We start from the raw sequence: 25,869 nt of genomic DNA, 5'->3' as shown, positions 1-25,869 counted from the left end.
ACATTAATTATTCTATTTTTACACTTATATATTTATTGTTAATTTATAATTAAAAAAGTTAAAATTATAATTAAAAACAGTTTAAATTCAAAAAATAGTAATATAAAAAAATAAAATTAATAAAATAATAAATTTAGATATTAATTGATTAATAGAAGACAGATTAATTAATATATATAATAATAAAATAAATAAAAAAAGAAATTATTGATATTTAAAAATTATAAAAAAATGAATAAAATGATTAAGGAATAAACCTTAATCAACTAAATATTGATTTTATAGTTTAGCTTAGAAACTTATTGAAGAATAGTATCCATAAACCTTAGCAGTACTTGCTTTCCAGTTGTTAACAACACCAAAACTATTCCTTGAGCTTGTTGTATCTGCAACAACCCAAGTGTCTCCTATAAGTACTTGAGCCCATACATGTCCATAAGTATTACCACTAGTAAATTTAGCTTGACCATTAGCATATCTTGCCGCTATACCAGAAGATCTGAGTAATGCAATTAGTAAATGTGTTTTATCTACACAATTTCCAGTTCTAGAATTGTAAGTACCAGTAGCACCTTTTTTTGTATTGTAATAGAAACTATAAGAAACTTTGTCTCTAACCCAGTTGAATATTGCTTTTGCTTTAGATAATTGAGAAGTGTGACCACTAGTGAGTTTTTTAGCTAATGCTTTTATTTTTGAATTTGTAGATTGGCAATTTTTACTTGGATTTAAATATTTAGCTAAAGATTCTCCATTATATTTACTATTTAAAACACTAGAAGGAACTTTTTCTTTGCTTGAATCTGTAGTTGAAGATGAACTAGATCTAACATACTTAGGAATATACTTGTTTATTGAATTTTTTTTACCTACAGATATTGATAGAGATTTTAGCAATTTTGATTCATGGGAATTACTCCATTGAAGTAACATTGAAAGCCCAAAAATTGCTGTTTGATATTGCATTTTTCCTAGTTTAGTTGATATATAATTTGGTGCTTTATTGTATTTTTTCATAAACTTAATAATACTTTTTGAATATGAAGAATATTGAGCTTTGCTTAATTTACCTTTAACAGAAACTCCAGTTGGTTTTGATGGGTTTGAAATCCCATACTTAGGAGTTACAGCTGAATTTTTATTAGCATTCTTATAATAAACTGTTACACTCATTAAATATAAAAATTCTGGCATGGAAAATTTATATCCTGCAATAGTAACATAATTTGGTAATTTTTTGTATTTTTTGATATATTTATATACTGAATCAGAAGCAGCTAAAATCTGACTTTGAGAAAGTTTAGTTGGCCTTTCATCCCCACCAGCAGCAAATTTTGTATTTGAACTAGATTTTATGGTTTCATTAGCTTTATTAGTATTATTAGTATTATTAGTACTATTTGAACTAATATTACTAGATGAATTTGTATTTATTACATTTCCACTAGAAAAACTACCATTTGAGTCTAAATTGTCAGAACTAACATTCAAGCCTAAATTACCAGAACTAACATCCAAGTCGGAATTATCAGAAATAATATTTGAGTCTAAATTATCAGAACTAGTATTTGAACTTAATAGATTATTATTAGTAGAATTTTCAGAATTATTAATATATTCTAATCCATTATCTGAATCTAAAAGGTCTGATGTGCCTGAATCACTATTTGTTATATTATCAAAATTTTTTAAATAATTTTTTTCTTCAAAATTAATATTTTCATTATCGCCTACATCACTTGCAAATGTTACCCCTATTGAAAAGAAAAATAGCGATAACACTACTATAAGTAATGTCTTACTTTTTAACGAAATTTTTCCACCTCGAATTATCTCACTATACTCATCATCATTTAAACCTCACTCTTTAAATAAACAATTTGTATAATGGATAATTATTGTATTACACCAATCACTTATAAAAGTTTCTAATATAAAAATAAAGAATAAATTGAGCTAATTTATTAATAATTACTATAAATTGAGAGAATCAAATGAATATGAATATGATTTGTTATGACTAATTCAAAAATGTCCAGAGAAAATATTAAGTCATGGGAAGTTTTTAAGTGATAATTAATTTAGCTAAACTAAATATGAATAAACATACCCCTAATTAAAATTTAAGCACCTTGGATGAAGTATTTTAATTAAAAATAAAGAAATTGTACCTTATAGTTACTTATTTAATAGAAAGTTAATATATTATTTAAAAATTCATCCAATATAAGAAAAGAAAATAATTATCCCATTTAGGGATTATTTTACAAGTATTTTTAATATTATTTTTAAATTAAAACTAAAATATTAATAAATTAATATCTTTAAAAAAATATAAATATAAAAAACCAAAAATCTTCTAAAAATCATAAATATATAAATATAAAAATTATCGTGATTACTAAAAAATTAGGAAATAAAAATAATTAGGAAATAAATAAAATTAGAATATAATAAATTTATAAAACAATTGAAAATATAAAATAATTAAAGTAGTTTAGAATATAATTATTATTATAATTATAATTACAGTTACATGATTATTATGATTATTATGATTATAATAAATATTATATAACTATTATTAAAATATAACTATCATTGAGATATAACTATCATTAAGATATGACTATTATTAAGATATGACTATTATTAAAATTATATGATTATTAAAATCATTATTATTAGGTAAATAAATGATATATGAAGAGAATACCATTATAAAAAAGCCGATGAAGGTAGATATTAGATTTGCATCCGTTTATCCTAATTTATATAAAACAGCTATGTCCTCTTTAGGTTATCAAATAATTTATGGAATGGTAAATGAAAGAGAAGATACTTGGTGTGAGAGAGTAGTTTATCCAGAAACAAGAAGTATTGAATCTAATAGTCCTCTAAAAGATTTTGACATAATTAGCTTTTCACTTCAATATGAACAAGATTATTTCAATATGCTAGAGATGCTTAGAAAAGCAGAAATACCCATAAGAAGAGAAGATAGAATTCAAGAAAAAATTGAAATCAAAAATTCAAAATATGGTAAAAAATCTAATTATCCCTTAATTATAGCAGGAGGCCCATGTGTGACTGCTAATCCACTACCGATTTCGGATTTTATTGATGTTTTTATTATTGGAGAAATTGAACCAGTATTATATGATTTTTTAGATATATATAAACAATTAAATAACCCCCTAAACCAAGTAGAAGAATTTTTATCATTAAAAGGGATTTATATTCCTTCAATAAATAACAAAGTAGAAAGAATTATTGTTGAAAATATGGATAAAGCTTATCATGTGACTAATCCAATCATAGTTAAAACTGAAAAAGAGAAAGATAAAGATTATTTACCTGTTTTTGGAAATTCAATACTATTAAATGTATCTAGAGGATGTACTAGAGGATGTAGGTTTTGTATGTCAGGATATTTATATAGGCCTCTTCGAGAAACATCCCTAGAGAAATTATTTAATATTGCAGATGAAGCAAGAAGAAAAACTGGATTAAAAAAAGTTTCAATAATTGGAGCAGCAGTTTCTGATTATTCAAAGATAGATGAGCTAATAAAAGGATTGTTAGATAAAGATTTTCAAGTTTCAACACCTTCAATGCGAGTTGAATCAATCACACATCAAACTCTTAAATCATTGAAAGATAGTGGAGCTAAAACAATTACAATAGCTCCAGAATCTATTTATATCCTTAGAAAGTCAATTAATAAGAACATAAAAGATGATAAGATAATAGAGATTGTTAAGGAAGCTACCAAAATAGGACTTAATTTAAAATTATATTTTTTGATAGGATTAATTAATGAAAAAAAAGAAGATATTGATGTTTTAGCAAAATATATCAAAGAAATAGACTCTTTAAAGAATAAAAATAAAATAAAATTTAGTATTAATCCCCTAATCCCAAAACCACATACTCCTATGCAATGGGAAGGATATAATTTGAAAGATATTAAATTTAAAGTAAAATATCTTAAAAAAGAACTGAAAGGGATAGATGTTAAATTTGATAGTCCAAAGATGGGATTAATTCAATATGTCTTATCTTGTAAAGGAAGAGAAATAGGAAATATTTTAGAAAAATCTCTTGATTTTAAGATTCCTATTAAAGAATGGGTCAAATATAGTGAAGGATATTATTCTTCTACAGATGAGGATAATGAACTTAGTGGTAAAAATATAACAAAAAAAAGTTTAGAATCTAATCTACCTTGGGAAAACATAGAAATTGGATTAGATAAAAATTTCCTAAAAAAAGAGCGAGATAAAATGTTAAAATGCCAAGATACTGAATGGTGTCAAATAGGATCTTGCTACAATTGTGGCTCCTGTGATTAGTTTTAATTATAAATTAAATATTAAAATAATCAATAAATTATTTAAACAAAATAATTTTTAATAAATAACTCTTAAAATACAATAAACTAAAGATAATTATTATATAAAAATTTTAAGTACCCCTAAATTTCATTAAGCCCCTAGAAAGTTAGGCATATCTAATAATAGTAAATATTAACTAATATTATTAATAAAAATTAAAAATTATAATAAATTAAAATAAATTATATTAAATTATATTAAATTATAGTAAATTATAGTAAATTGGAATTATAATTACTAAAAATAATTAGATAATGGATATTAAATATAATTATTAGAAATAATTAGATATTAAATATTATAAATGTTATTAAAAAGAGGATAATTATGGTCAAACCTGCAGAAAGAATAAAATCAATCGAATTGTCACAAATAAGAAAGATGTTTGAGGTTTGTGATGAAAATGCTATTAGTTTAGGAATAGGCGAACCAGATTTTGATATACCCGAAAATGTTAAAATAGCAATTAATAATGCCCTTGATGAAGGTTTTACTCATTATACCCATAATAAAGGATTCTTAGAATTAAGAGAAGAAATATCAAAAAAGCTTAAAAATGATAATAAGTTAAGTATAGATCCAAATTCAATATTAGTAACTGTTGGGGCAAGTGAAGCACTATACATTTGTGCACAGGGACTATTTGAAAAGGGTGATGAAATATTGATCCCTGACCCAGGTTTTTTATCATATAAAGCTTGTGTAGATATTTCTGATGCTACAGCAATACCTGTTGAAGCAAAAGTTAATAATGATTATAAGATTAAGTTTGAAGATGTTGAAGAAAAAATCACAAAAAAAACTAAAGCATTCATTATGAATTCTCCTTCAAACCCTACTGGAGCAGTTATGGAAAAACAAGATATAAAAGCTATTGCTGATTTAGCTACAGACAATGATTTTATAATAATTAGTGATGAAATTTATGAAAAAATTATATATGGTAAAAAACATTATTCCCCAAAACAATTTACTGATAATGCAATTGTCATAAATGGTTTTTCTAAAACTTATGCAATGACTGGCCTTAGAATAGCATATTTAGCAGGTCAAGAAGAAATAATAGAAGAATTACTTAAAATACATCAATACAACACAGCTTGCGCCCCTTCAATTTCACAGGTAGCAGGATATGAAGCATTGAGGGGACCACAAGGATATGTAAATAACATGGTGAAAGAATTTAAAAGACGAAGAGATTTAATTTCAGAACGTTTAAATGATTTAAACCTTAAATGTACCCCATTAGAAGGAGCATTTTATGCATTTCCCCAAGTAGAAGATGCATCAGAATATGTTAAAAAAGCATTAGATGTTGGAGTAATTACAGTTCCAGGAAGTGGATTTGGAAACACATGTAATTGTAATGTTAGAATGTCATATGCAAATTCTTATGAAAATATAGAAGAAGCGATGCATAGATTAGAAAAAATAAAAAATTAAAGATAAAAATAAGATAAATATAAAGAGAAAATAAATCAAAAGAAAGATAAAAATAAGATAAATATAAAGAGAAAATAAATCAAAAGAAAGAGAAAATTAAGATAAATATGAAATTATACTCAATAATTTTAATTATATTAGGATGTGTTTAAATAGATTATTCCAAACGAAAAAAAGAAGGAAATAAAGCAGCTACAATAGGGATAGCAGGAAACATATTTTTAACTTTTTTTAATATATCCGTAGGTTTGATTTCAGGGAGTTTTGCTCTTGTAGCTGAAGGAGCTCATACATTATCAGACATAGCTACCTCTGTTATAGCTTATGTTGGTTTTAAAATAGGACAAAAACCATCAGATACTGAACATCCTTTAGGACATGGGAGAGCAGAGGCAATAGCAGGCCTTATAATTGTAATATTCTTAACATTAATAGCATATGAAATAATAAGTTTAGCAATTGAAAGAATATTTTTTGGAGGACAATTTATAGCTCCAACATATTTGGCGGGAGTAATGGCAATAATTGGGATAATAATCAATATATTAATGAGTAGATATATCATCAATATTGGAAAAAAAATAAATAGTCCTGCAATAGTAGCTGATGGAAAACATCAACAAATGGACATATTTTCATGTATAGCAATTTTAATTAGTGTTATTTTATCTCAATTTGGATTTACTTTTTTAGATCCATTAGTTGGCCTATTGATAGGAATATTTATATTGAAAGCAGCATTTGAAGTTGGTAAGGACAATATAAATAATATAATGGGGAAATTACCCTCTAAAGAGCTTATTGATGAAATAAAAGAAATCTCTAACTCTATTGATGGAGTTTATGGTGTTCATAATATTAGGGTAAATTATTTTGGTTCATATGCTACTCTAACATTGCATGTTGAAGTTGATCCAGATATATCATTAAGAAAATCCCATGAAATAATACATAATGTTCAAGATAGTTTAACTGAAAAAATAGATATAGTTCAATTAGTAATAGCTCATGGATGCCCATATGGAGAAGAATACGATCATAAAGAACCTATTGATAAAATGTGATTATCAAAAATTGTATATTATTTAATATAAAACACTAAACATGATTAAAGATCAAATTATACCAATTTATAAAACAAACTTAAATTAATATGAGAATAAATTTTTAATAATAAATATATTATTAAAAATAAAAATTATAATAAAAAAATATATTAAAATAATAAAAATAATAAATTAAAATAATAAAAGTATTAGATTAAAATAATAAAAATAAAAATAATAAATTAAAATAATAAAAGTATTAGATTAAAATAATTTAATAAATATAACTTTTTAATAGGCATGAAAAATAAGAAAAACGCCGGGGACGGGATTTGAACCCGCGTGATCCAAGGGATCATTGGATTAGCAGTCCAACGCCGTACCAGGCTGGGCCACCCCGACATGTGATTTTTAAAAATTAATTAAGTAGTTTTTAAAATAATTTTATAGTTTTATATTAATAATTTATATTATTTAAAATAGCTATCTTGTATTTGTATGATTCTACTTATAAATCTTTTCTATTTTTAACAATATCAAATATAAAAAGTTTATAGTTATTCAAGAATCAATAAATAAACATCTGAATACTCATATAAAATATTAATATATATCAAGAGGATTATATATCCAAAAGATTATAGAATATTAATATACATTCTGAACATTAGTATTTTTTAACATATAAGTATAACTATAATATTCCAATAAAGTTAAATCAATTATATCAAAATATTAAGCTATTAATTTTCATTTTAAATTATATTAATAATCATATTGGCACGTCCAGAAGTGGACAATTTTCAATAATAACAGTACTCTCCAAAATCAACTCCACCCCGCTATTCTACAAGCACCAAGTGTTTATAGTAGAGCTGCTCCTTTCCAGGCCTGACACGTTTCCATAATAAACATAATTAATCTTAACCCTCCAGTTAAGACCTTATGACCATTAATCCTGTAGGACGAGGTTTCTATATCAATTTTGAAGGCTGTTAGTAAATCCAAAAGCCGCCTTCTGAACTTCAACTGCACCTAAGGGGGTGTGTGCTTACAGAGGACCCCTAACCCTCCAGTCTAGCCAATAAAAATATTGTATTTAATGTTATATAAATGTTTTTAAATTTATATATAAACTTTCAAAATAAGCATATAAAGAAAAATATATATATATATATAAAATTTTTTTATAGAAAACTAAAACAGAGCAGATATGAAAATAAAAAGCACAAGATAGTAAATTAGAAAATAATATTTAAACAAAAAAGATAAAAAATAATTAAAAAAGATAAAAAATAATTAAAAAGCGATTAAAAAATGATTGAAAATTAATATAAAATAATTATAATTAAAAATGTTAAATAAGAAATTATAATTAAAAAAAGTTAAGTTAACTGATTATAATTAAAATATTTATTTAAGAGCTTTTATAATATCTCCATCAGATATTATTCCAACAAGAGTATCGCCTTCCAATACAGGAAGTTGATTCACAATACTCCCACCAGGAGCATTTTCTTCCATTGTGCAAATAGCATCATATAATGATTCTTCAGGAGCGACTGAAGTCACATCTTCAACCATAACATTAGCAACTTTTGTTCCTAATTTATAATTATCTAAAATCAGATTATAGCCTAAATCAGAAGCAGTCACTATTCCAATCATTTTTCCATTATCATCTAAAACTGGAAGAGCACTTATTTTATTTTTCATTAATTTTTCAAAGGCAAATACTACCTCCTCATCAGGGCTTGTAGTGAAGACATTTTTAGTCATCACATCACTAACTTTTTTATTTTTTAACATCATTCATACCTCCATAAGTCTCAGTTATATGTTTAATTATAGAATCGATAGTAGTTACAACATCAATATTTTCAATAGCAGGAACATCAAACTTACTTGCCTGAGATTCAAAATATTTGTGAGTTTTTCTAATTGCATAAAAATTATCCAAATATCTTTGAAGTGGCCTTCTAGCCCACATTTGCCTACATCTTGAGTAAAATCTACCTTTATGTATTTCTTTATCATGTAATGTCAAAACAAACATTACAACATTGTTTTTTTCCATTAATTCTTGTTTAATGAACCCCGGGACAACATGAACCCCTTCAATGACAATACTTATACCTTCTTTTAAAGATCTTTCAATTACTGCGTCAATTCCAACACTAACTGTATCAACATGATCTCTAAACCCAGCTAATACATCATCAAATTCTGGAGGAGGTGGAACCCTCATGCCCTTATATGCTGTGAAACTAGATTCATGTATAACCGGAATTAATTCTTTTGATACAATTTTACGCATAACTTCACGAATCATATCTGTACTTATCATGTTTCTAATACCTAAGCGGTTAGCTATTTCAAAAGCTATTGAAGAAGTTCCCACACCAGAAGCCCCACCAATAAGTATGATTAAAGGTTCGGTTCCTTGTTTTATCTGTCTCCATGCAATGTACTTTTCAGCTATATCCGGATCCTCTTCTCTTAAGTCTTCTACAATAAGTTCAACTAATTCATCAATAGTGATTAAGGTTAAATTTTTCTCTTTTAATTTAGCTTCAATACAAGAAGCAAATGCATAAGCTTTATTAGGACCCATTTCAGCCCGTGTGAGTGATCTTGAAAGAACACCTTTTGAAAAAGGTTCAGTATATACCTTTCCACTAACTTCTCCTTGTACCATAATCATTTAATCACCTAATTGAAAATGAAAATAAAAATTAAAAGTTTATAAAAATTTATATAAACAAAAATGATTAATTTAAATCTTGAATTTTCATATATAAACCTAAAAGTAGCTAGTTTACCAATATTTAGATAATTTTAACTAAAATTTAATTAAGCTAATAATTAGCTAAAAAATAGCTACATAACATAAAATATTTATCACTAACTTATATATTAACAAAAGCATTTAATATAATTTTTTATTTGATTCCATTAGAAATATTTTAAATATAAAAATAGTAAGTAATAGATTTTTATAAAAATACTTTTATAAAAATAAAATACTATGTATTTTAAACTTATAAAATATAGAAAATATTTTATAAAAAATAAAAATTTAAAAATAAAATCAAAAGATAATGCCCAAAAATAAGAAAAATATTAGAAATTTATAAATAAATAAGAATAAAAACAAGATAAAAATCTAAAAATAAGAAGAAAATAGAATAAATTTAAAAATAAATAATAATAAAAAAAAATAAGATAAAAAAATATTAATAAATTAACTAATAAATTAACTAATAAATTAGCTAATAAATTATCTAATAAATTAACTAATAAATTAACTAATAAATTAGCTAATCATTTTTTTACCAGATTTCATCCCCACTAAAGAAGCTATAACTGCTATGAAACAAAGTCCTGTTGAAATAATACAAGCTATTTGAGAACTTTGTATTAGAAGTGGGAAATATTGAGGAACAATAGGAACTGACCCCATTATAACTGCAAATATGACTGTAAGCATACCTAAACTCATTGTTTGACCAATAACTCTTACAGTAGAAACAGTTGCAGAGGCAAGAGATGCAAACTTCCTAGGAACTGAACCCATAATTGAATTAGTATTAGGTGAAGAAAATATTCCATAACCAATACCTTGTAAAATCATTGCAATTATAATAACATATAATGGTGTTGATTCATTTAAAAATATTAAAATGAATATAGCTACTGTAACAAATCCCATACCTAAAGAAGCTAATTTTTGAGGTTCAATTTTATCAGAAAGCCTGCCAGAAAATGGTGCAATTAATGCCATTAAAGCAGGAGTTACAATAAGTATTAATCCAGTAGTTTGAGGATCCATATCCCTTATATATTGTAAATGATAATTCAATATATAAGTTACTATAAAAGTAGCTAGATAACTTATTAATGCTGCTAATGTAGATGAAGAGAATTTAAGATTTTTAAAAAATTCAATATGAAAAACTGGAAACTTTTGTCTTAATTCCCAAAAAGCAAACCCTATTAAAAGAACCAAACCAAATACTGTTAAAAATACTCCTAAGATTTCATTCAATATGGTAAACCCATACATAAAAAGAAGTATTCCTATAGAGTAAATAATAGTTCCAATAAAATCAAAAGAATCATTTTTCCCTGTAATCCACTCATTTTTTACCTTAAGAAGTAATATAGCTAAAGGTATGATTATTAGGGGCAAAGTAACATAAAAAATACTAGGCCAACCTAAGTTTTTTGTCAATATTCCCCCTACAACAGGAGCAAGTGTAAGTCCAATATAAACACTAGAGATAGTTATTCCAATTCCTTTACCTCTTTCTTTTGGAGGTAAAGCCTCTGTTACCATAGCTAAAGAAGATATATTTAGCATAGCTGCTGCAATTCCCTGAATAACTCTAAAAAATATTAGAGAGTAAGCTGAAAATGAAAAAGATGCTCCAACTGAACCTAAAAAGAATATTATCAATCCTAATATAAAAAACTTTTTAAGCCCATATTTACCTGCCAATTTACCAAATGGAACTGAAAATATAGCTATAGCAAGCAAAAATGATGTAGCTAACCAATTTTGGAGAATAGCATTTATAGAAAATTGAGTTGCAATATCTGGAAGAGCTACAGCAATAGCAGATGTTGAAAATGCTGTAATAAATGAAGTTAAAGCAGCTAAAAATACAATAAGATTTTTAGAAGATTCTTTTTTTAAAATTCCGCCATCATCAACATTTTGATTATTAGAATTATTATTATTATTATTATTATTGTTAATATTATTATTAATATCATTATTGTTATTATTATTGATATCATTATTGTTAATATTATTATTAATATCATTATTGTTATTATTATTGATATCATTATTGTTAATATTAATATCATTATTAGGATTATTATTATTATTATTATTATTAGAATTATTATCAGAATTATTACTAAAACTAACAATATTAAGTCCTAGAATATTAAGTCTAGGAATAAATTTTAGAAAAGTATTCCTATCAATCATAGTAAACCTCTCTAATCTAAATTAACAAAATTAGCTATTATATTATTATTTTCATCTATTTCAATTAGGCAACCATGGCCATGCTCAAGCATTCCTGGGTTGATAATTATTGTGTCATCTAACATATCCATAGACCTTGCTTCATGTATATGGCCACAAATATTTAAACGAGGTTTGTATTCTTCAATAATCTTTCGAACACTTTCACTTCCTACATGAGATCCATTAACAATCTTATCGGCTTCAGTGTTTTTAGGTGGAGCATGAGTAACTAAAATTGAAATCCTGCCATTAGGAAACTCATCACTACTTTCTTTAACTAAATTAATATCTTTAGAATCTAAAACTTTTTTGATAGATTTATAAAGAGTTTCCTCATCAACTTCCCCCGGAGTATCAAAGGGAGTAGGATTAGATCCTCCAAAACCATATATAACTAAATTTTCATATTCAACAACATTATCATGAATACAAATAGCATTAGAATCAATTATTTTTCCCTCTACATCATCAGGATCACAATTTCCAGGAACAGCAAAAATTTTAGTTCCATGATTAGAAAGTTTGTTCATAAAGTACTCTACAAAATCTACAGGCCCAAAATTAGTTATATCTCCAGAAATGATTAGTAAATCAACATTATTATTATTTAAATAAGAATATAGACCATTATTTTCATTACCGTGGACATCACTAATAGCTAGAATATTCAAAATAACACCTCATTAATTCCATTATTCAATCATAACATATTTTATGTTTTAATGGTATTAAACTTTTATATAAATAATAAAATACTTGGTATTTTAAACTTAAAAAATATAAAAAATATTTTATAATACAAAAAGATGATTTAAAAATTAGATTTTAAAAATATATTAAAGATTATGAATTAAATAAAAATTAAAATAAATATAATTAAAAAACTAAAAAATCAAAAAGAAAAAATGAATCAACCAAAACATAGAAATAAATATAATTTTAAAAATTAATTAAAAAAAATTAATTAAATTAATATAAAAATATTAAATAAAAATAGCAAAAAATAGAAATTATTCATTGAAAAAAGGAGCAAATTCTTTTAAAGCTTTTTTTATATTTTCAGAATCTCCATAAATAGCTATAGTTGTGTCGTCTTCAAATTCTATTATTAAATTAAAATATTCAGCTATTTCTTGAGTACGATCTTCAGCTAATGGTTTTTTAAGATGAATTTTTGCTGAAGAAAATCCCGGAGGAGCTCCTCCAATAAATTTAGAAGCTGTTTCTGGTTGTTTATAAATTTCTTCACCTAAATTGGCCCTTCTTAATTTATCAACCCATTCATTAAAATATTCATCACCCATCTCTTCTGCATATCTAAGAAGAGTATTTTGAATTTCTGTAATTTTAATATTAGCCTTATCAAACTCTTTAATCATATCTGGATGTGACATATCCTTCTTATAAAAATTAATAGATGTTTTAAGAAGACTTATTTCTTTATTAATAGAATTAGGAACATCCTTCCCATTTTTCTTAAGATCAGTAAGTAGTTCAACTAAAATCAACCAAGTTTGTTCAATAGGTAACACTAAAAATCATCCCAAATAATAAAATATTTTATTAAAAACACAATAAACAAAACAAAAAATTATTAAACAATTTAAAAATTATTAAATATAAAAATGGCTAAATATTTAAAATTATTAAATATCTAAAATTATTAAATATTTAAAAAAATATACCTTATCTTTAAAATATACTTATAAAATTATTAAATATAAAAATATTATTAAATATCTAACTATTATTAGATATCTGAATAATATAAATATCTAAAAATTATTTAATAATATTTTCTAATTAATAATATTATATTTAATAATTTATATTATTTTTGAGTTATATAAAAATTACTAATGTTTTATAATTTATTAATAAGTTATAAATCATTTATTAATTCAGATTTTATAAATTACTAATCAATCTATATAACCCTTATAAAACCTATAAATCCATTAAAAATGTTATATCTTTTATAAAATATTTAAATAGAAAATATAATTTTTATAAAATATATAGCATTATCTAATAAATAAAATCTAAAATATAAAATTAATTATTAGCTAAATGGCCTTCCAATATCTTCAAAGTTGTATGATTAACCTTTGCATCTGCCTCTCTTAACTCTTCTTTAATCTCTTCAACATTATTATAAGAATCTAAGAAAAGGACATGATGGCTTTCTGTTCCAGTAATGTCTAATATGGCTATTTCATCATCATCTTTAATTTCTCTTTTTTCAATTGTCGCTTTAAATTGTACATAAGGACCATATTCCTCAGGAATATCTTTAAACTTGAATATTCCACCCAAAATTGCTATAAACATTGTAAATCACCATCCACTCTTTTGAAAATCTATCAATCGAATTATAAATCATCTAATATTTATAGTTTTACTAGTATAAAAAATTATTGATTTGATGTTGATTAATAATAATTTTTAAATAATGACTTTTTTTAAGGAAAAAATATTGACAATATTTGTAATAATAACCCCATAATCAAAAAAATTTAAACAATGAAAATATAAAATTAAAATATTGAACATTATGTGAAAATAAATGTAAAGAATATAATTAATATTAATAGTTATTGTAAAAAAATGATTAATATAATAAATATAATTAATATTAATAATTATTGTTAAAAATATGATTAATATAATAAATATAATTAATATAAAAATTTATTGTTAAAAATATGATTAATATAAAATAGTATATTAAAATAAGTTATCTAAAAAAATAGTATATTTAAAAATAAGCTATATTATGAAAATAGATTTAAAAAATAAAAAGAAAAAGTGGAAAAAATCCACTTAATAAAGTACGAATACTTAGTAATTATTCTCCGCCAGTAATTTTATCAGACGCAGCAACTATTTTTGCAAGTGCTGGTGCAGAATCAATTAAGTGAGAATCTAAGGTTAATTCATCAGAACCTAATCCCATAGCTAATCCTAATAATTGAGCTAAATGGAAAACAGGAATACCGAAGTCAGTATCATACATTTTGTTTACTTCAGTTTGACCTACATCAAATTGTAAGTGACAGAATGGGCAAACATCTACAATAGCGTCTACACCTGCTGCAGTCATGTTATCAAGTTTTTCTTTGGTGAAACTTGCAGTAACATCTATATCTCTAGATCTGAGACCTCCACCTGCACCACAACACATCATTTTGTCTTTGTAAGGTACAGATTTAGCACCAGTAGCTTCTACTAATTCATCTAAGATAGTTGGTTTTTCTGCATTATCAATTTGGATTTCATCAGAAGGTCTTAAAAAGTGGCATCCATAGTGGACAGCTACATTTAAGTCTAATGGGTTAGTTATTAATTCAGAAAGTTTATCAATACCAACATCATTGTATAAGATTTGTGCAAGGTGTTTTACTTCAACAGAACCTTTGAACTCTCTACCAGTTTCAGCTAAAACTTCATTGATTTCATCTTTCATTTCAGAATCATGTTTTAACATATGGTTAGTTTCAAATAAGGATCCAAAACATCCATTACATTCAGTCATTATATCTGAGTCCATATCTTCTGCAATAGTTATGTTACGAGCAGCGATAGAAGCCCAGGTTTTTTTATCAAAAGAACCGAATACACCAGGAGCAGGACAACAGGAAGCTCCAGCCATATCGTTAAGTTCTATATCAAGTTTATCAAATAAAATTCTTGTTGCTTTTTCAATACCAGGATAACGGTTGTTCATAATACAACCTAAGAAATATGCGATTTCCATTATTTATTCCTCCAGTAAAAATTTATTCAAGCTCTCCAGTAGCTTTGTTGAATCCAATTAAATCATCGAATCCAGTAATTTCACAGATTTTTTGTACTTCTTCTAAAGCTTCTGGGTATGAATGAGTTGTTGGTGGTAATTCAGCAAGTCCAACTCTTTTTCTAAGTTCCATAGTTGCATCGTTAATAGGTACACCGTGACCAGTTTTTATAACAAAGGAACCAGTAGCTTTATGTGCAGGAGCCATAAATCCATTTTGTGCAGCAACATTTCTTGCCATTTTGACGATTTCGACAATTTTAATTTGACGAGGACATCTTTCTTGGCAAGTATAACAGGTAGTACACATCCATAATGCATCATCAGAGATTACTTCATCTTTTAATCCCATTAAACATTTTCTTACTAATTGTCTTACTCTGTATGGGGTTCTTCTTCCAGAAGGACATCCACCACTACAAGTTCCACATTGGAAACAAATTTCTACAGAGTCAATTCCAGCATCTTTAAATATTTGAGTAAATTCTGGATCAACATTTTCTAATGTTAATTTTCTTTTTTCATCTAATAGAGTCATATTATCTCTCTTTTCTTCTTTATTCTTAGAATCATCATCTGAATGATCTTCATTATTTTCTTCTACAGATTTAGCAGCTTTTTCATCTTGAGAATTCTCAGATTTGCCAACTTTCTCAACAGTATTTTCAATACTGTCTTTAACTTCTTCAACCTTTTTTTCAATTTTTTCTTTGGTTTTAGAAGTTTTAGAATTCAAAGTCGGAGTTTCTACTTCAACTACTTCAATTTTAGTTTTTTCAGTTACAGCAGAGGTAGTATCATCGTTCTTTGCAGAATCATCTTGAGAATTATCGTTTGTAGAAGATAAAGCTTCTTTTTCTTCTTTTGTATTTGAGTTTGTCTGTTTAGGTTTTAAATCAGATGGTTCACCTGATTTTTTCCGATCCAATACCTTATCTTCAGAATTATTCTCAACTACATCATCGTTTGACCCGGTAAATAGAGCCTTTAGACGTTTGAAAACAGACATTTAAAACACACCTTGGAAAATCATTGAAAAGTATTTAACACTTTTCTTAAATCCCTAATTATAATAAGAAAAACTCCATATATAAAGGTTACTAAAAATTTCTAAAGTGTAACCCAAAAGGCACCACTTTGATTTTAGGCATTTTTCTAAAAATTTTTTATTTAAAAAAATTGATTTACATTATATTATATATTATTATAATAAACAAATTAAGTATTTTATAATAAAAAAATTAAGTATTTTATAATAAAAAAATTATAATAAAAATTATATTTTATAAAAAAATTGGTTCTTAATAATTATAAAATATTAACTAATTATAAATTATATATAAAAAATATGTGAAAAATTTTTAAAACTAATTTAAAAAAATCTAAAAATAGGTTAAAAAATACAAAATTACTAATATTAAAAAATTATTAAATAATAAACCACAATAATATAAAAAATATTATATAAAGGGATAATAAATGGTAGAAAAATTTGAAATAAGAAGTCATGATGGTCCAGGACGACTTGGAAAACTTGGAGGAATTCAAACTCCCACAATATTTGATGAAAATAAAATTGAAAATATAGTTGCTCCTAGTGAAGAAACAGCATATAACATTGAAAGAGAAATAGCTGAATGGGGAGTTAGAAGAACTATTGAAAAAGCTAAGGATAAAAAGGAAAAGAATCCAGAAGCTAGTATAGCTGTTATTCAAGGATCAAAATATGTTGATTTAAGAATCGAATGTGGTAGGAAACTTGAAGAACTTGGATACAATGGACTCATAATAGCTAATGGTGATGATTTATTATTACATCCTCAAGATCTTGTTAAGATGATAGTTGAACTTAGGAAAAATCTTAAACCATCTACTTATCTTATATTTACATTTGCAGAATGTTCTTTTATCCCATTACTTAGTTATATGGGAATTGATGGATTTCTATCTGACTCTGGAAAATATTATAGCTACTTGAATGTTTTAACAACAACTACTAAAAACTATGATTTAGAAGTTTATAAGATAGCTGAGATGAACCAAGAAGAGTTAGCTGAATATAATAGGAATACTCTTGATTTTATTGTAGCTGAAGTAAGAGAACATATGAGAAATAAAACTCTTAGAAACTTTATTGAAGAAAGAGGAGTTACAAGTCCTCAGAATGCATCTGCACTTAAAATTTTAGATAAACAGTACCAAGAATATCTACAAGAAAATACACAATTATATTGATTAAGATTTTATTTATTAAAATCATATTAGTTTAATCTTATTAACTTAAATTTATTGATTTAATCATATTAGTTTAATCTTATTAACTTAAATTTATTGATTTAATCATATTAGTTTAATCTTATTAGCTTAAATTTATTGACCTAATTTTATTAATTTAATTTTATTGGATAATTTAATAGAGGTGTTTAAATGAAAAAAAAATATTTAGCTATAATAATTATTATTGTAATAGCTATAATAGCAATAGGAGCAGCATTTGCATTGGGTGTTTTTAATAACAATGAACCTAGTGATAGTAGTGATTGGAAAAATAAAACTGTAGTTGGGATAACATTTAAAATACCTCCAAAATATGAACAAGGAACTAGTCAAAGTGGAAATGTAGTTGATGGAATTAGTACCGGAAATAGCTATATTTCTAATGATTTAATTATTAACATAAATAACACAAATTGGACTAGTGATTTAAATAAATCTATGGATTCTGATTCAGCTGTTATGACTGTTTTAGATGTTAATGGACATGAAATTGAAATATTTAGTAATAATGGAACTTCAAAAGCATTCTTCAAAGTTAGGAATAGTACTGTAGCTATAACTTGGTCTGGAGATAATGTAAATGGAGATATAAAGGCCCTTATTAATAGTTTCTTTAGCTAATGATGAAATTTTTAGCTAATGATTAAAAATATTGTAAAATATACAATTTGAGTTTATAGTTAATGAACAGTAAATGGATATTAGCTATAAATCTTATACTTTTTTTATACTTTTTTAGAAAAATTTCGAAAGATTTATATAGTAAAAATGATAAAGTAACGATGTGAAGATATATACAGTTCAATATATGTCATAATTAGCTACCTAAATACTCTCTACTAGGTAGAATCATGAGTTGATGTTTAAGTTTTAATGTCTCCTTGTATGGTACCCACAATTATTATCTTCTCAACCTACGAAACACGACCAAAGATCATTAAAAAATACATATGCCATATAAAACTAATCATCAACTCATCTATTTTTTAAAAAACAGTGATTTAATCCATATAATTACCAATTATTATTTTTATTAAATTTTTATTTTATTATTGATATTAAATTTTATTTTATTATTGATATTGAATTTTATTTTATTATTGATATTAAATTTTATTTTATTATTGATATTATCTTAATATTTTTATTAATCTTATATTCTCATTATATTAATAAAATTTGAAATAGCTATTAACTTAATGATAATGGACTGATTGAATTTATAAATTATTATTATATTAAGTATGATAACTTGTATTTTAAGACAATTAGTTTAATGAATTTTAAAATAATTAGTAAAAATATTAATGAAAATAATTAATGAAAAGAATAAGATCAATAATATTTAGAATATTGATAATAATGATAATACAGATAAATGATAATATTGATAATACTGATAATAATGATAATAATGATAATATTGATAATAATTATGATATTTATTTAATTTTAAAATAAGTATTATGGAGGCTAAAATTAAAAATTGATATTATGTTAATTAATCATAAAACATAGTCTTGTATATACTTTTTATATAATTTTAAGAATTATTAGAATTATTTCGAAAGATTTATATAGTAAAAATGATAAAGTAACGATGTGAACATATATACAGTTCAATATATGTCATAACGTACCTACCTAAATACTCTCTAAAAAGGTAGAACTATGAGTTGATGTATTAGTTTTTTTATGTCTCCACATATGTTACCCATAATTTAAATATTATCTTCTCAACCTAAGGTATACAAAAAAAGCATATGTCATACAAAAAACAGTACAATCAATTCATCTATTTTTTAAATTATAAAACTTATATAAAAATAAATAGTTAAAATTCTATTTTTAAATTATAAAATTAATATATTAAACTAAATAGTTAAAATTCTATTTTTAAATTATAAAATAATTATAATAAACTCAATAATTAAAATCATTGCTAATTTAAATATTTAAAATATACTTAAAATATACTTAAAATATACTTAAAATATATTTAAAATATATTTTAAACATACTTTTTCAATTAATTTACAGTATGTGCAATTTTTCCACTAACTGAATTAAGTTTTTAGTAATGAAATATATTTCCAATAAAAATCATTTAATGTTCATTTTATTGTTTTAAATGTTTAGCTAGTTTTTAAAAATTCATAAACAGATTTATGTTTTGATCCATTTAAAATCATGACAAATGCTTTTTTGCCTAACATCACATTGTCGAAATTACCAATTAAGGAAATTTCATTACCATAAATTTTTATGGATATTTCAGCAAGTTCACTTATGGTATTTATAACCATACCATTTCTACCAATTACTCTTTTTGTTTGTTTATCTAATTCTTCTTTAGATTCACCAGAGTATGCTTCTAATTCAATTATTTCTAAATAATAATCATCATCATTTAATTGAATAGCTTTTTCAGGATGGAAACCTTTACCAATAGATTTAACTATTTCGTATGTTTTTGAAACAGCGAAAGGATCTTCCATATCCTCAGTAGGTGAAATAACCACAGTTCCATCGTTACTATTAATATATAATGAAGTACCAGTTAATGATTCAATTTCTTTTTTAACTGCACCGTTTAATCCAATTAAAGGCCCTAATCTATCTAAAGGAATTTTAAGACTTTCTGTTGTTGGCAAATCATCACCTCAATAAAAATTATAATAAAAAATTCATCAAAAAAATTAATTCATAAATGATCCATTAAAGATTTCACCAATATATATGGTTTATTAAATTCATTAATTAATAATTTACAAAATATTCCACTCATAAATAACCTATTAAATTATCTATCAATTAACTATTAAACATTTCACTTATAAATAGTTTATTAAATTAATTATAAATAATTTATTAAATGATTGATTCATTAAATCATTCTATTAAATATTTAAAAAAAATATTTTAAGATTATACTTTAAAATAAGTTAAAAGCAATGAATTATTCTCAATATTCAGTCCATCTATGACTTTAGATTTCATCAGTAAGTTTAGGATTTTCTTTTCTAAACTTTTCAAATTCTTTTTCAGCAATTTCTAATTCTTTTTCATCTTTTGTTGTTATAGTTTTTAAAAACAATTTATGAAATTGCATCTCTTTTTCATTTTTAAGATTCATGTGACCACTTTATTTAATCTGTTTATATTTTAATTTCTATAAATTTTATTTATATTTTAATTTAATTAAAATTGAAATAAAAAGATATAGAATATTAAATTTGTTAATATTAAATTTTAACCCTAAAAATATTCCATTCCAAAATAAATAATGAAAAAACCATATTCTTTAAAACAAAAATCCCAAATTTTGATTATATTGAATAATGAAATATGCATAATTAATAAAAAAAACTACATATCATTTTTAATCTTTTTTAAAATTCTATCACGACATTTTAAAGCATTATTATCATTATTTTTCATATCTAAAATACTATTACAAATTTTTAAAGCCTCATCAAAACGATCCAATTCATATAAAACATTAAGTTTATTATTTAAAATAAAGATATCATCAGAATCAAAATCCAAAGCTTTATTATAATATTCTAAAGCTTTTTCATATTTTTTTTGATGATAATATATTTCGCCAATATTATTAAATACATCCCCATTTTCAGAATCTAAATTTAAACATTTATTATAAACTTCTAAAGCCTCATCATAACACTTCATATTATCTAAAACAAACCCGATGCTTATCATAATATTTAAATTATCAGGATCCAAATCTAAAGCCTGATTGTAATATGATAAAGTTTCTTTATAATATCCTTTTTTAAATAAAATATTGCCTTTATTGAATAACACTTTATAATTATTTTTATCATTTTTTAAAATTTCATCATAAACATTTAATGCATCATCAAATCTCTTTAATTCAGATAAAATAAAAGCTTTTCCAAAAAGTAAAGAATAATGACTAGGATTCAAGCTTAAACCTTTATCACAACATTTTAAAGCTTTATTAAACCTTTTCAATTTATCAAAAGTCATCGAAAGATTATTCAAATAACTAATATTTTCTTTATCTAAATTATAAGCTTTTTTATAGTAATTTAAAGCTTCTTCAAACTTCTGTTGTTCATAAAATATAGTACCTTTAATATTGAAAACTATAGGATTATTAAAATCATTATTTAAATTTTCATTTAAAATGTTCAATGCTTCTTCAAACCGTTTAAGTTTCATTAAAGAGAGAGATTTTTCAGTTAAACCATTAATATCCGTAGGATTTATATTTAAGTATTTATCAATATAAATTAATGATCTTTCAAATTTTTTCATCTCATAAAAATTCTTAGAAAGATGAAAATAAGATTCAACAACTTTATAATTCTTTTTTATCAAACTTTCAAAAATTTCAGAAGCCCTCTCATAATTACCATTATTTTCAAGCTTTAAAGCATTATTAAAATCTCTTTTTAATTTTAAATTACCAAATAACAATTTCAAACCCCCTATATTTTTTTAAATATAAATAAAAGAACAATTATTAAAATATTCACTTAAATAACAATTATATTAAAAAATATAAACTTACATAACAATATTTTAATTACTATTATTTTAGAAATGTAAATTAGAATACTTTTAATAAAAAGTTTAGTATATTTTACTGAAAGAAAAAATTATAAAAAAATATAAATCTTTCTATATTTATATAAATATTTCTATTTTATTATAATCTAAAATAGATATTTTTATATTTTCTATTCCTTCTTTTAATTCATTTAATCCCATTTTTAAAGCAAATAAACTTTATTCAAAATCTTGTTTTATTTTTTATTATCCAATTTTGTTAATTAATTAAACAAATTTGGTTTTTCATCTTTTTATAATATTCATTAACTAGAATTCTATTTCATACAATTTTATTTCCCAAATGAATATTTATCATTATTCTCTTTTTTATACTTTTTAAAATTAAATATAAAAACTTATTATATATTATTCATAAACACCTAAATATAAATATTATAATGGAAAGTTAAAAATGAGAATTAGAAATAAAATAATTATAATCCTTTTATTAATTGGATTGTTTGCAAGTATAAGTTCTGCATCTGCATTTTTTGGTTTTTTTGAATCAGAACCAAAATTAGAAACATTTGATAACATCACAGATGTTCATTTATTAGAAGAAGGCGAACCTGCTTATACAGATGGTTTTTTTGTAGCTATTCAAAATGGTACTGAAGTTTATTATTTATATCAAGCAGATGTAATTGCTTTATCCGGAGACTTTAATCAAAGTTTCAAAGCAGAAGTTGAGAGAAATCAAACTGTTGGTTTAAATACAAATGCCAACATAATTATGAATGTTTACGACATGAACGGCAATAAACTATCAGAATAAACAATTAAAAGATAATTTAAAATATTTTAAACACCCCTAATTTATTTTAATCTTTTTAGTTTAATTTAATATTGAAAAAATTTAAATCATCCATCAAAATGATAAATTAAAACAAAAAATTATATAATATAATGTATAAAAAATGATGATATTCACATATATAACTATAGAATAGCTATTTTTTATCATTAAATATGGTACCCATTAATCAAGTAATAGAAAATAAATTGTCTAAAATTCAATATTAATCAATTTTTATCTGATTTTTTAAAGTTATTGATATAATTTAAAAAAAAATTTTAAGCCATTTAAATGGCTTAATTAAAAAAATAGTATATTTTATTATTTTTTACGAGCTAATACGCCAATACTTGCCAATAATACTAATATTGCTGCTATTATTGGTATTCCTGTTTCTCTCATATTAGCAGAAGTAGTAATATTATCAGTTATAACATTATTACTTTTTAAATTAGGATCTTCATAAATATTGGTTGCATTTTTAGTTTTATTCTCCAAATCTGTTTTATTATTTGAATTAGTATTGTTATTAGTATTATTATTAGTTGTATTATTAGTTGTGTTATTAGTTGTGTTATTAGTTGTGTTATTATTCACATCATTAGGAATTAGAGTTAATTCTGTATGATTTATACTTTGACTATCAAAAAGGAAGATCATTAAATCCTGAACACCTACACCCCATCCATCACCAGTCATACGAAATGTGAAAGTATCTATGATTTCTGTCCATTTAGTAACATTATATAAAGAACCATTAATATTTTGCTGAGTGGTTATTTTCTGATATTCATGGACTCTTTGTTGTTTATAATTATCAGGATACTGTTTAAAAGGTAATGAGGTGTTTTGTGACAAATTCCAAATGCCATTTTGAAACTCTGTAAAATTTTCAGTTTCATTTAATCCTTCATACCAATTATTGACAATATAGTTAATAACACCATCTCTAGTTGTTATATTTTCTTTAGTACTTACATTTGAACCAATATATATACTTCTTTCCTCATCAATAGATACTGCGTTGTAAGATACATTATTTCCACTTTCATTAAGAATAACTAATCTATCACTCTCTAGTGTACCATTATCAGCCATAACCGCTGAAATACTCCCTATTAAAAGGGTTATTAATATAATTAACAAATATTTTTTCATTTTTCATTCCCCCCAATGAAATATGTTTTTATTGTAAATTAAAATTGTTCAATATATATAAAATAATTGAACATACAACATTAATATACAATAAATATTATATATAGTTTGTTGTTGTAATAATAAAATAATATTGAATAATAAAAATACTTAGTATCTTAAATTTATATAAATAAATAAAAAAAATCTTCAATCACATAACAACAACCATTAACACAAATATTATAGGCATGTCAACAGCAATCCAACTATAAATATAATTCATAAAATTCTAAAGCTAATTTAGTTAGATTAACAAAGAATTAATGAATATATAGTCAGATAGACTATGTTCTAAAACAAAGATATTTAAATTATAGAAAATATGCAAAATTGCCAATTAGAAGATTTAAAGAAATTGACTTTTTTGAGTGCATAATAAACAAATATAATATTATGGAAAAAAGATATTTTTGGAGAAGAATCGCTGGATAGAAAAATATTAAATTATAAATGAAATTACAAACTTTTTTTAAAAACTTTTTTTAAAATTTAAAACAAATATATTGTATAAATATTAATTTTTAAATAATAATCAAAATATTACCCAAATCACTAATTGAAGAATTACTCCAAATATACCAAGTGGTTGGAAAAAATCAAAGGCTTTTTTAGATCTTATATCATAAGACAAATATTTATTAATATAATCTGGAAATAGAGGAATCAATGCAAATATAAACCCCATTGGAATTAAAAAAGGAACATACAATGGAATAGGATTTAAAAAAAGACCTGTAAAACCAAACATCAAACCTGGCCAACTAGAAAAAAATGAAAACTTAAAACCCAAAAAGGGATCATAACCTAAACCAGTTTCAGGCAAAATATTAGACTCATTAAAAGTACGAATACGCAACAAAAGCACAATACCCGGCACAAAAAAGATTAAAAACAAACCAAATTTAATCCCAAAAGTACCAACAGCCATAAACAAAAACAAAACACTAAAAGTCAAACTAAGAATAGCTAACCAAAAAGACTGCCCTTGATAAGTTAAACCATTTAAATTCATTGACCCATCATAACCTTCACGGAAAAAAGAAAAAGGAAGATTCCTATCCAAAAATCTCCACAAACCAATTTTAAAAAGAACCCAAAACAATAGGCCCAATAACAATGCCTCAACAATCAAAAGAAATAATCCAAAAATAGCTAACAAAATCAAAAACCCCTTTTTTACTTAATAAAATTATAAGATTACACCAATATAGATAAAGCTATAAATACCCATGAAATAGCAAAAAATATCCAAGTTATCTTTTCTAAAA

At 23.8% G+C, this 25,869-nt stretch carries 20 protein-coding genes, 1 tRNA gene and 1 other RNA gene; 6 read left to right on the top strand and 16 right to left on the bottom strand.

Annotation, left to right across the window (positions count from 1 at the left end; translation table 11 throughout):
- Positions 1 to 291: 291 nt before the first annotated feature.
- Positions 292 to 1,782 (bottom strand): transglutaminase family protein, encoded by a 1,491-nt coding sequence (locus Q0087_RS08520; RefSeq protein ID WP_297899470.1) that lies wholly within the window; start codon positions 1,780 to 1,782, stop codon positions 292 to 294.
- 914 nt (positions 1,783 to 2,696) lie between these two features.
- Here Q0087_RS08520 and Q0087_RS08515 point away from each other — a divergent pair.
- From Q0087_RS08515 to Q0087_RS08505, 3 genes are all read left to right on the top strand, one after another.
- Positions 2,697 to 4,355 carry a radical SAM protein gene (locus Q0087_RS08515; protein ID WP_297899468.1) on the top strand — a complete coding sequence of 553 codons (1,659 nt, stop codon included), beginning with the start codon at positions 2,697 to 2,699 and terminating at the stop codon, positions 4,353 to 4,355.
- Positions 4,356 to 4,724: 369 nt separating this feature from the next.
- Positions 4,725 to 5,840: a pyridoxal phosphate-dependent aminotransferase gene (locus tag Q0087_RS08510; protein ID WP_297899466.1), complete on the top strand. Its 1,116-nt coding sequence runs from the start codon at positions 4,725 to 4,727 to the stop codon at positions 5,838 to 5,840.
- Between the two features lie 152 nt (positions 5,841 to 5,992).
- Positions 5,993 to 6,904, top strand: coding sequence for a cation diffusion facilitator family transporter (locus Q0087_RS08505; RefSeq protein WP_297899500.1), 912 nt, complete (start codon positions 5,993 to 5,995; stop codon positions 6,902 to 6,904).
- A gap of 299 nt (positions 6,905 to 7,203) precedes the next feature.
- Here the strand turns inward: Q0087_RS08505 and Q0087_RS08500 are convergent.
- The 10 genes from Q0087_RS08500 to hdrC form a co-directional block, all read right to left on the bottom strand.
- Positions 7,204 to 7,288 (bottom strand) — tRNA-Ser (locus Q0087_RS08500).
- 372 nt (positions 7,289 to 7,660) lie between these two features.
- Positions 7,661 to 7,974: signal recognition particle sRNA (gene ffs / locus Q0087_RS08495), an RNA gene on the bottom strand.
- 325 nt (positions 7,975 to 8,299) lie between these two features.
- A complete protein-coding gene (locus tag Q0087_RS08490; protein ID WP_297899498.1) occupies positions 8,300 to 8,695 on the bottom strand; it encodes a CBS domain-containing protein in 396 nt (131 codons plus the stop codon).
- Complete coding sequence (locus Q0087_RS08485; protein WP_297899464.1) at positions 8,682 to 9,590, bottom strand: 2-phosphoglycerate kinase; 909 nt, start codon at positions 9,588 to 9,590, stop codon at positions 8,682 to 8,684. The genes Q0087_RS08490 and Q0087_RS08485 overlap by 14 nt, the downstream gene beginning before the upstream one ends.
- Positions 9,591 to 10,202: 612 nt before the next feature.
- Positions 10,203 to 11,888, bottom strand: a complete 1,686-nt coding sequence (locus tag Q0087_RS08480; protein WP_297899461.1) for an MFS transporter — start codon at positions 11,886 to 11,888, stop codon at positions 10,203 to 10,205.
- Between the two features lie 11 nt (positions 11,889 to 11,899).
- Entirely contained in the window at positions 11,900 to 12,601 is a 702-nt protein-coding gene (locus tag Q0087_RS08475) for a metallophosphoesterase (RefSeq protein ID WP_297899460.1), read from the bottom strand.
- Positions 12,602 to 12,940: 339 nt separating this feature from the next.
- Complete coding sequence (locus tag Q0087_RS08470; protein WP_297899458.1) at positions 12,941 to 13,462, bottom strand: DUF2096 domain-containing protein; 522 nt, start codon at positions 13,460 to 13,462, stop codon at positions 12,941 to 12,943.
- 523 nt (positions 13,463 to 13,985) lie between these two features.
- Complete coding sequence (locus Q0087_RS08465) at positions 13,986 to 14,261, bottom strand: DUF749 domain-containing protein (protein WP_297899456.1); 276 nt, start codon at positions 14,259 to 14,261, stop codon at positions 13,986 to 13,988.
- 517 nt (positions 14,262 to 14,778) lie between these two features.
- A complete protein-coding gene (gene hdrB / locus Q0087_RS08460) occupies positions 14,779 to 15,687 on the bottom strand; it encodes a CoB--CoM heterodisulfide reductase subunit B (protein WP_297899454.1) in 909 nt (302 codons plus the stop codon).
- A gap of 22 nt (positions 15,688 to 15,709) precedes the next feature.
- Positions 15,710 to 16,735 (bottom strand): CoB--CoM heterodisulfide reductase subunit C, encoded by a 1,026-nt coding sequence (gene hdrC, locus Q0087_RS08455; protein ID WP_297899452.1) that lies wholly within the window; start codon positions 16,733 to 16,735, stop codon positions 15,710 to 15,712.
- A gap of 470 nt (positions 16,736 to 17,205) precedes the next feature.
- Between hdrC and Q0087_RS08450 the strand changes: the two genes are divergently transcribed.
- A complete protein-coding gene (locus Q0087_RS08450) occupies positions 17,206 to 17,961 on the top strand; it encodes an archaeosine tRNA-ribosyltransferase (RefSeq protein WP_297899450.1) in 756 nt (251 codons plus the stop codon).
- 192 nt (positions 17,962 to 18,153) lie between these two features.
- The gene (locus tag Q0087_RS08445) at positions 18,154 to 18,624 is read left to right on the top strand and encodes a hypothetical protein (RefSeq protein ID WP_297899448.1); all 471 of its coding nucleotides are present in this window, start codon (positions 18,154 to 18,156) and stop codon (positions 18,622 to 18,624) included.
- 1,514 nt (positions 18,625 to 20,138) lie between these two features.
- On the opposite strand, the gene Q0087_RS08440 is transcribed toward Q0087_RS08445, so the two are convergent.
- The 3 genes from Q0087_RS08440 to Q0087_RS08430 all read right to left on the bottom strand — a co-directional run bounded on the left by Q0087_RS08440 (position 20,139) and on the right by Q0087_RS08430 (position 22,470).
- Positions 20,139 to 20,657 (bottom strand): KH domain-containing protein, encoded by a 519-nt coding sequence (locus Q0087_RS08440; RefSeq protein WP_297899446.1) that lies wholly within the window; start codon positions 20,655 to 20,657, stop codon positions 20,139 to 20,141.
- A 335-nt stretch (positions 20,658 to 20,992) separates the two neighbouring features.
- Positions 20,993 to 21,139 (bottom strand): hypothetical protein, encoded by a 147-nt coding sequence (locus Q0087_RS08435; protein WP_297899444.1) that lies wholly within the window; start codon positions 21,137 to 21,139, stop codon positions 20,993 to 20,995.
- Between the two features lie 233 nt (positions 21,140 to 21,372).
- Entirely contained in the window at positions 21,373 to 22,470 is a 1,098-nt protein-coding gene (locus tag Q0087_RS08430; protein ID WP_297899442.1) for a tetratricopeptide repeat protein, read from the bottom strand.
- 547 nt (positions 22,471 to 23,017) lie between these two features.
- Here Q0087_RS08430 and Q0087_RS08425 point away from each other — a divergent pair.
- Positions 23,018 to 23,380: a hypothetical protein gene (locus tag Q0087_RS08425; RefSeq protein ID WP_297899440.1), complete on the top strand. Its 363-nt coding sequence runs from the start codon at positions 23,018 to 23,020 to the stop codon at positions 23,378 to 23,380.
- A gap of 342 nt (positions 23,381 to 23,722) precedes the next feature.
- Here Q0087_RS08425 and Q0087_RS08420 read toward each other — a convergent pair whose 3' ends face one another.
- Together Q0087_RS08420 and Q0087_RS08415 are read right to left on the bottom strand one after the other, a co-directional pair.
- Positions 23,723 to 24,559 carry a hypothetical protein gene (locus Q0087_RS08420; RefSeq protein ID WP_297899438.1) on the bottom strand — a complete coding sequence of 279 codons (837 nt, stop codon included), beginning with the start codon at positions 24,557 to 24,559 and terminating at the stop codon, positions 23,723 to 23,725.
- A 574-nt stretch (positions 24,560 to 25,133) separates the two neighbouring features.
- Entirely contained in the window at positions 25,134 to 25,760 is a 627-nt protein-coding gene (locus tag Q0087_RS08415; RefSeq protein ID WP_297899436.1) for a hypothetical protein, read from the bottom strand.
- Between the last annotated feature and the right edge of the window lie 109 nt (positions 25,761 to 25,869).

Origin of the sequence: uncultured Methanobrevibacter sp. (assembly GCF_937881195.1) — an archaeon.
Lineage (GTDB): Archaea > Methanobacteriota > Methanobacteria > Methanobacteriales > Methanobacteriaceae > Methanobinarius.
Note: the sequence above shows the minus strand (reverse complement) of the source record. Positions and strands in the feature narration are given on the sequence as shown.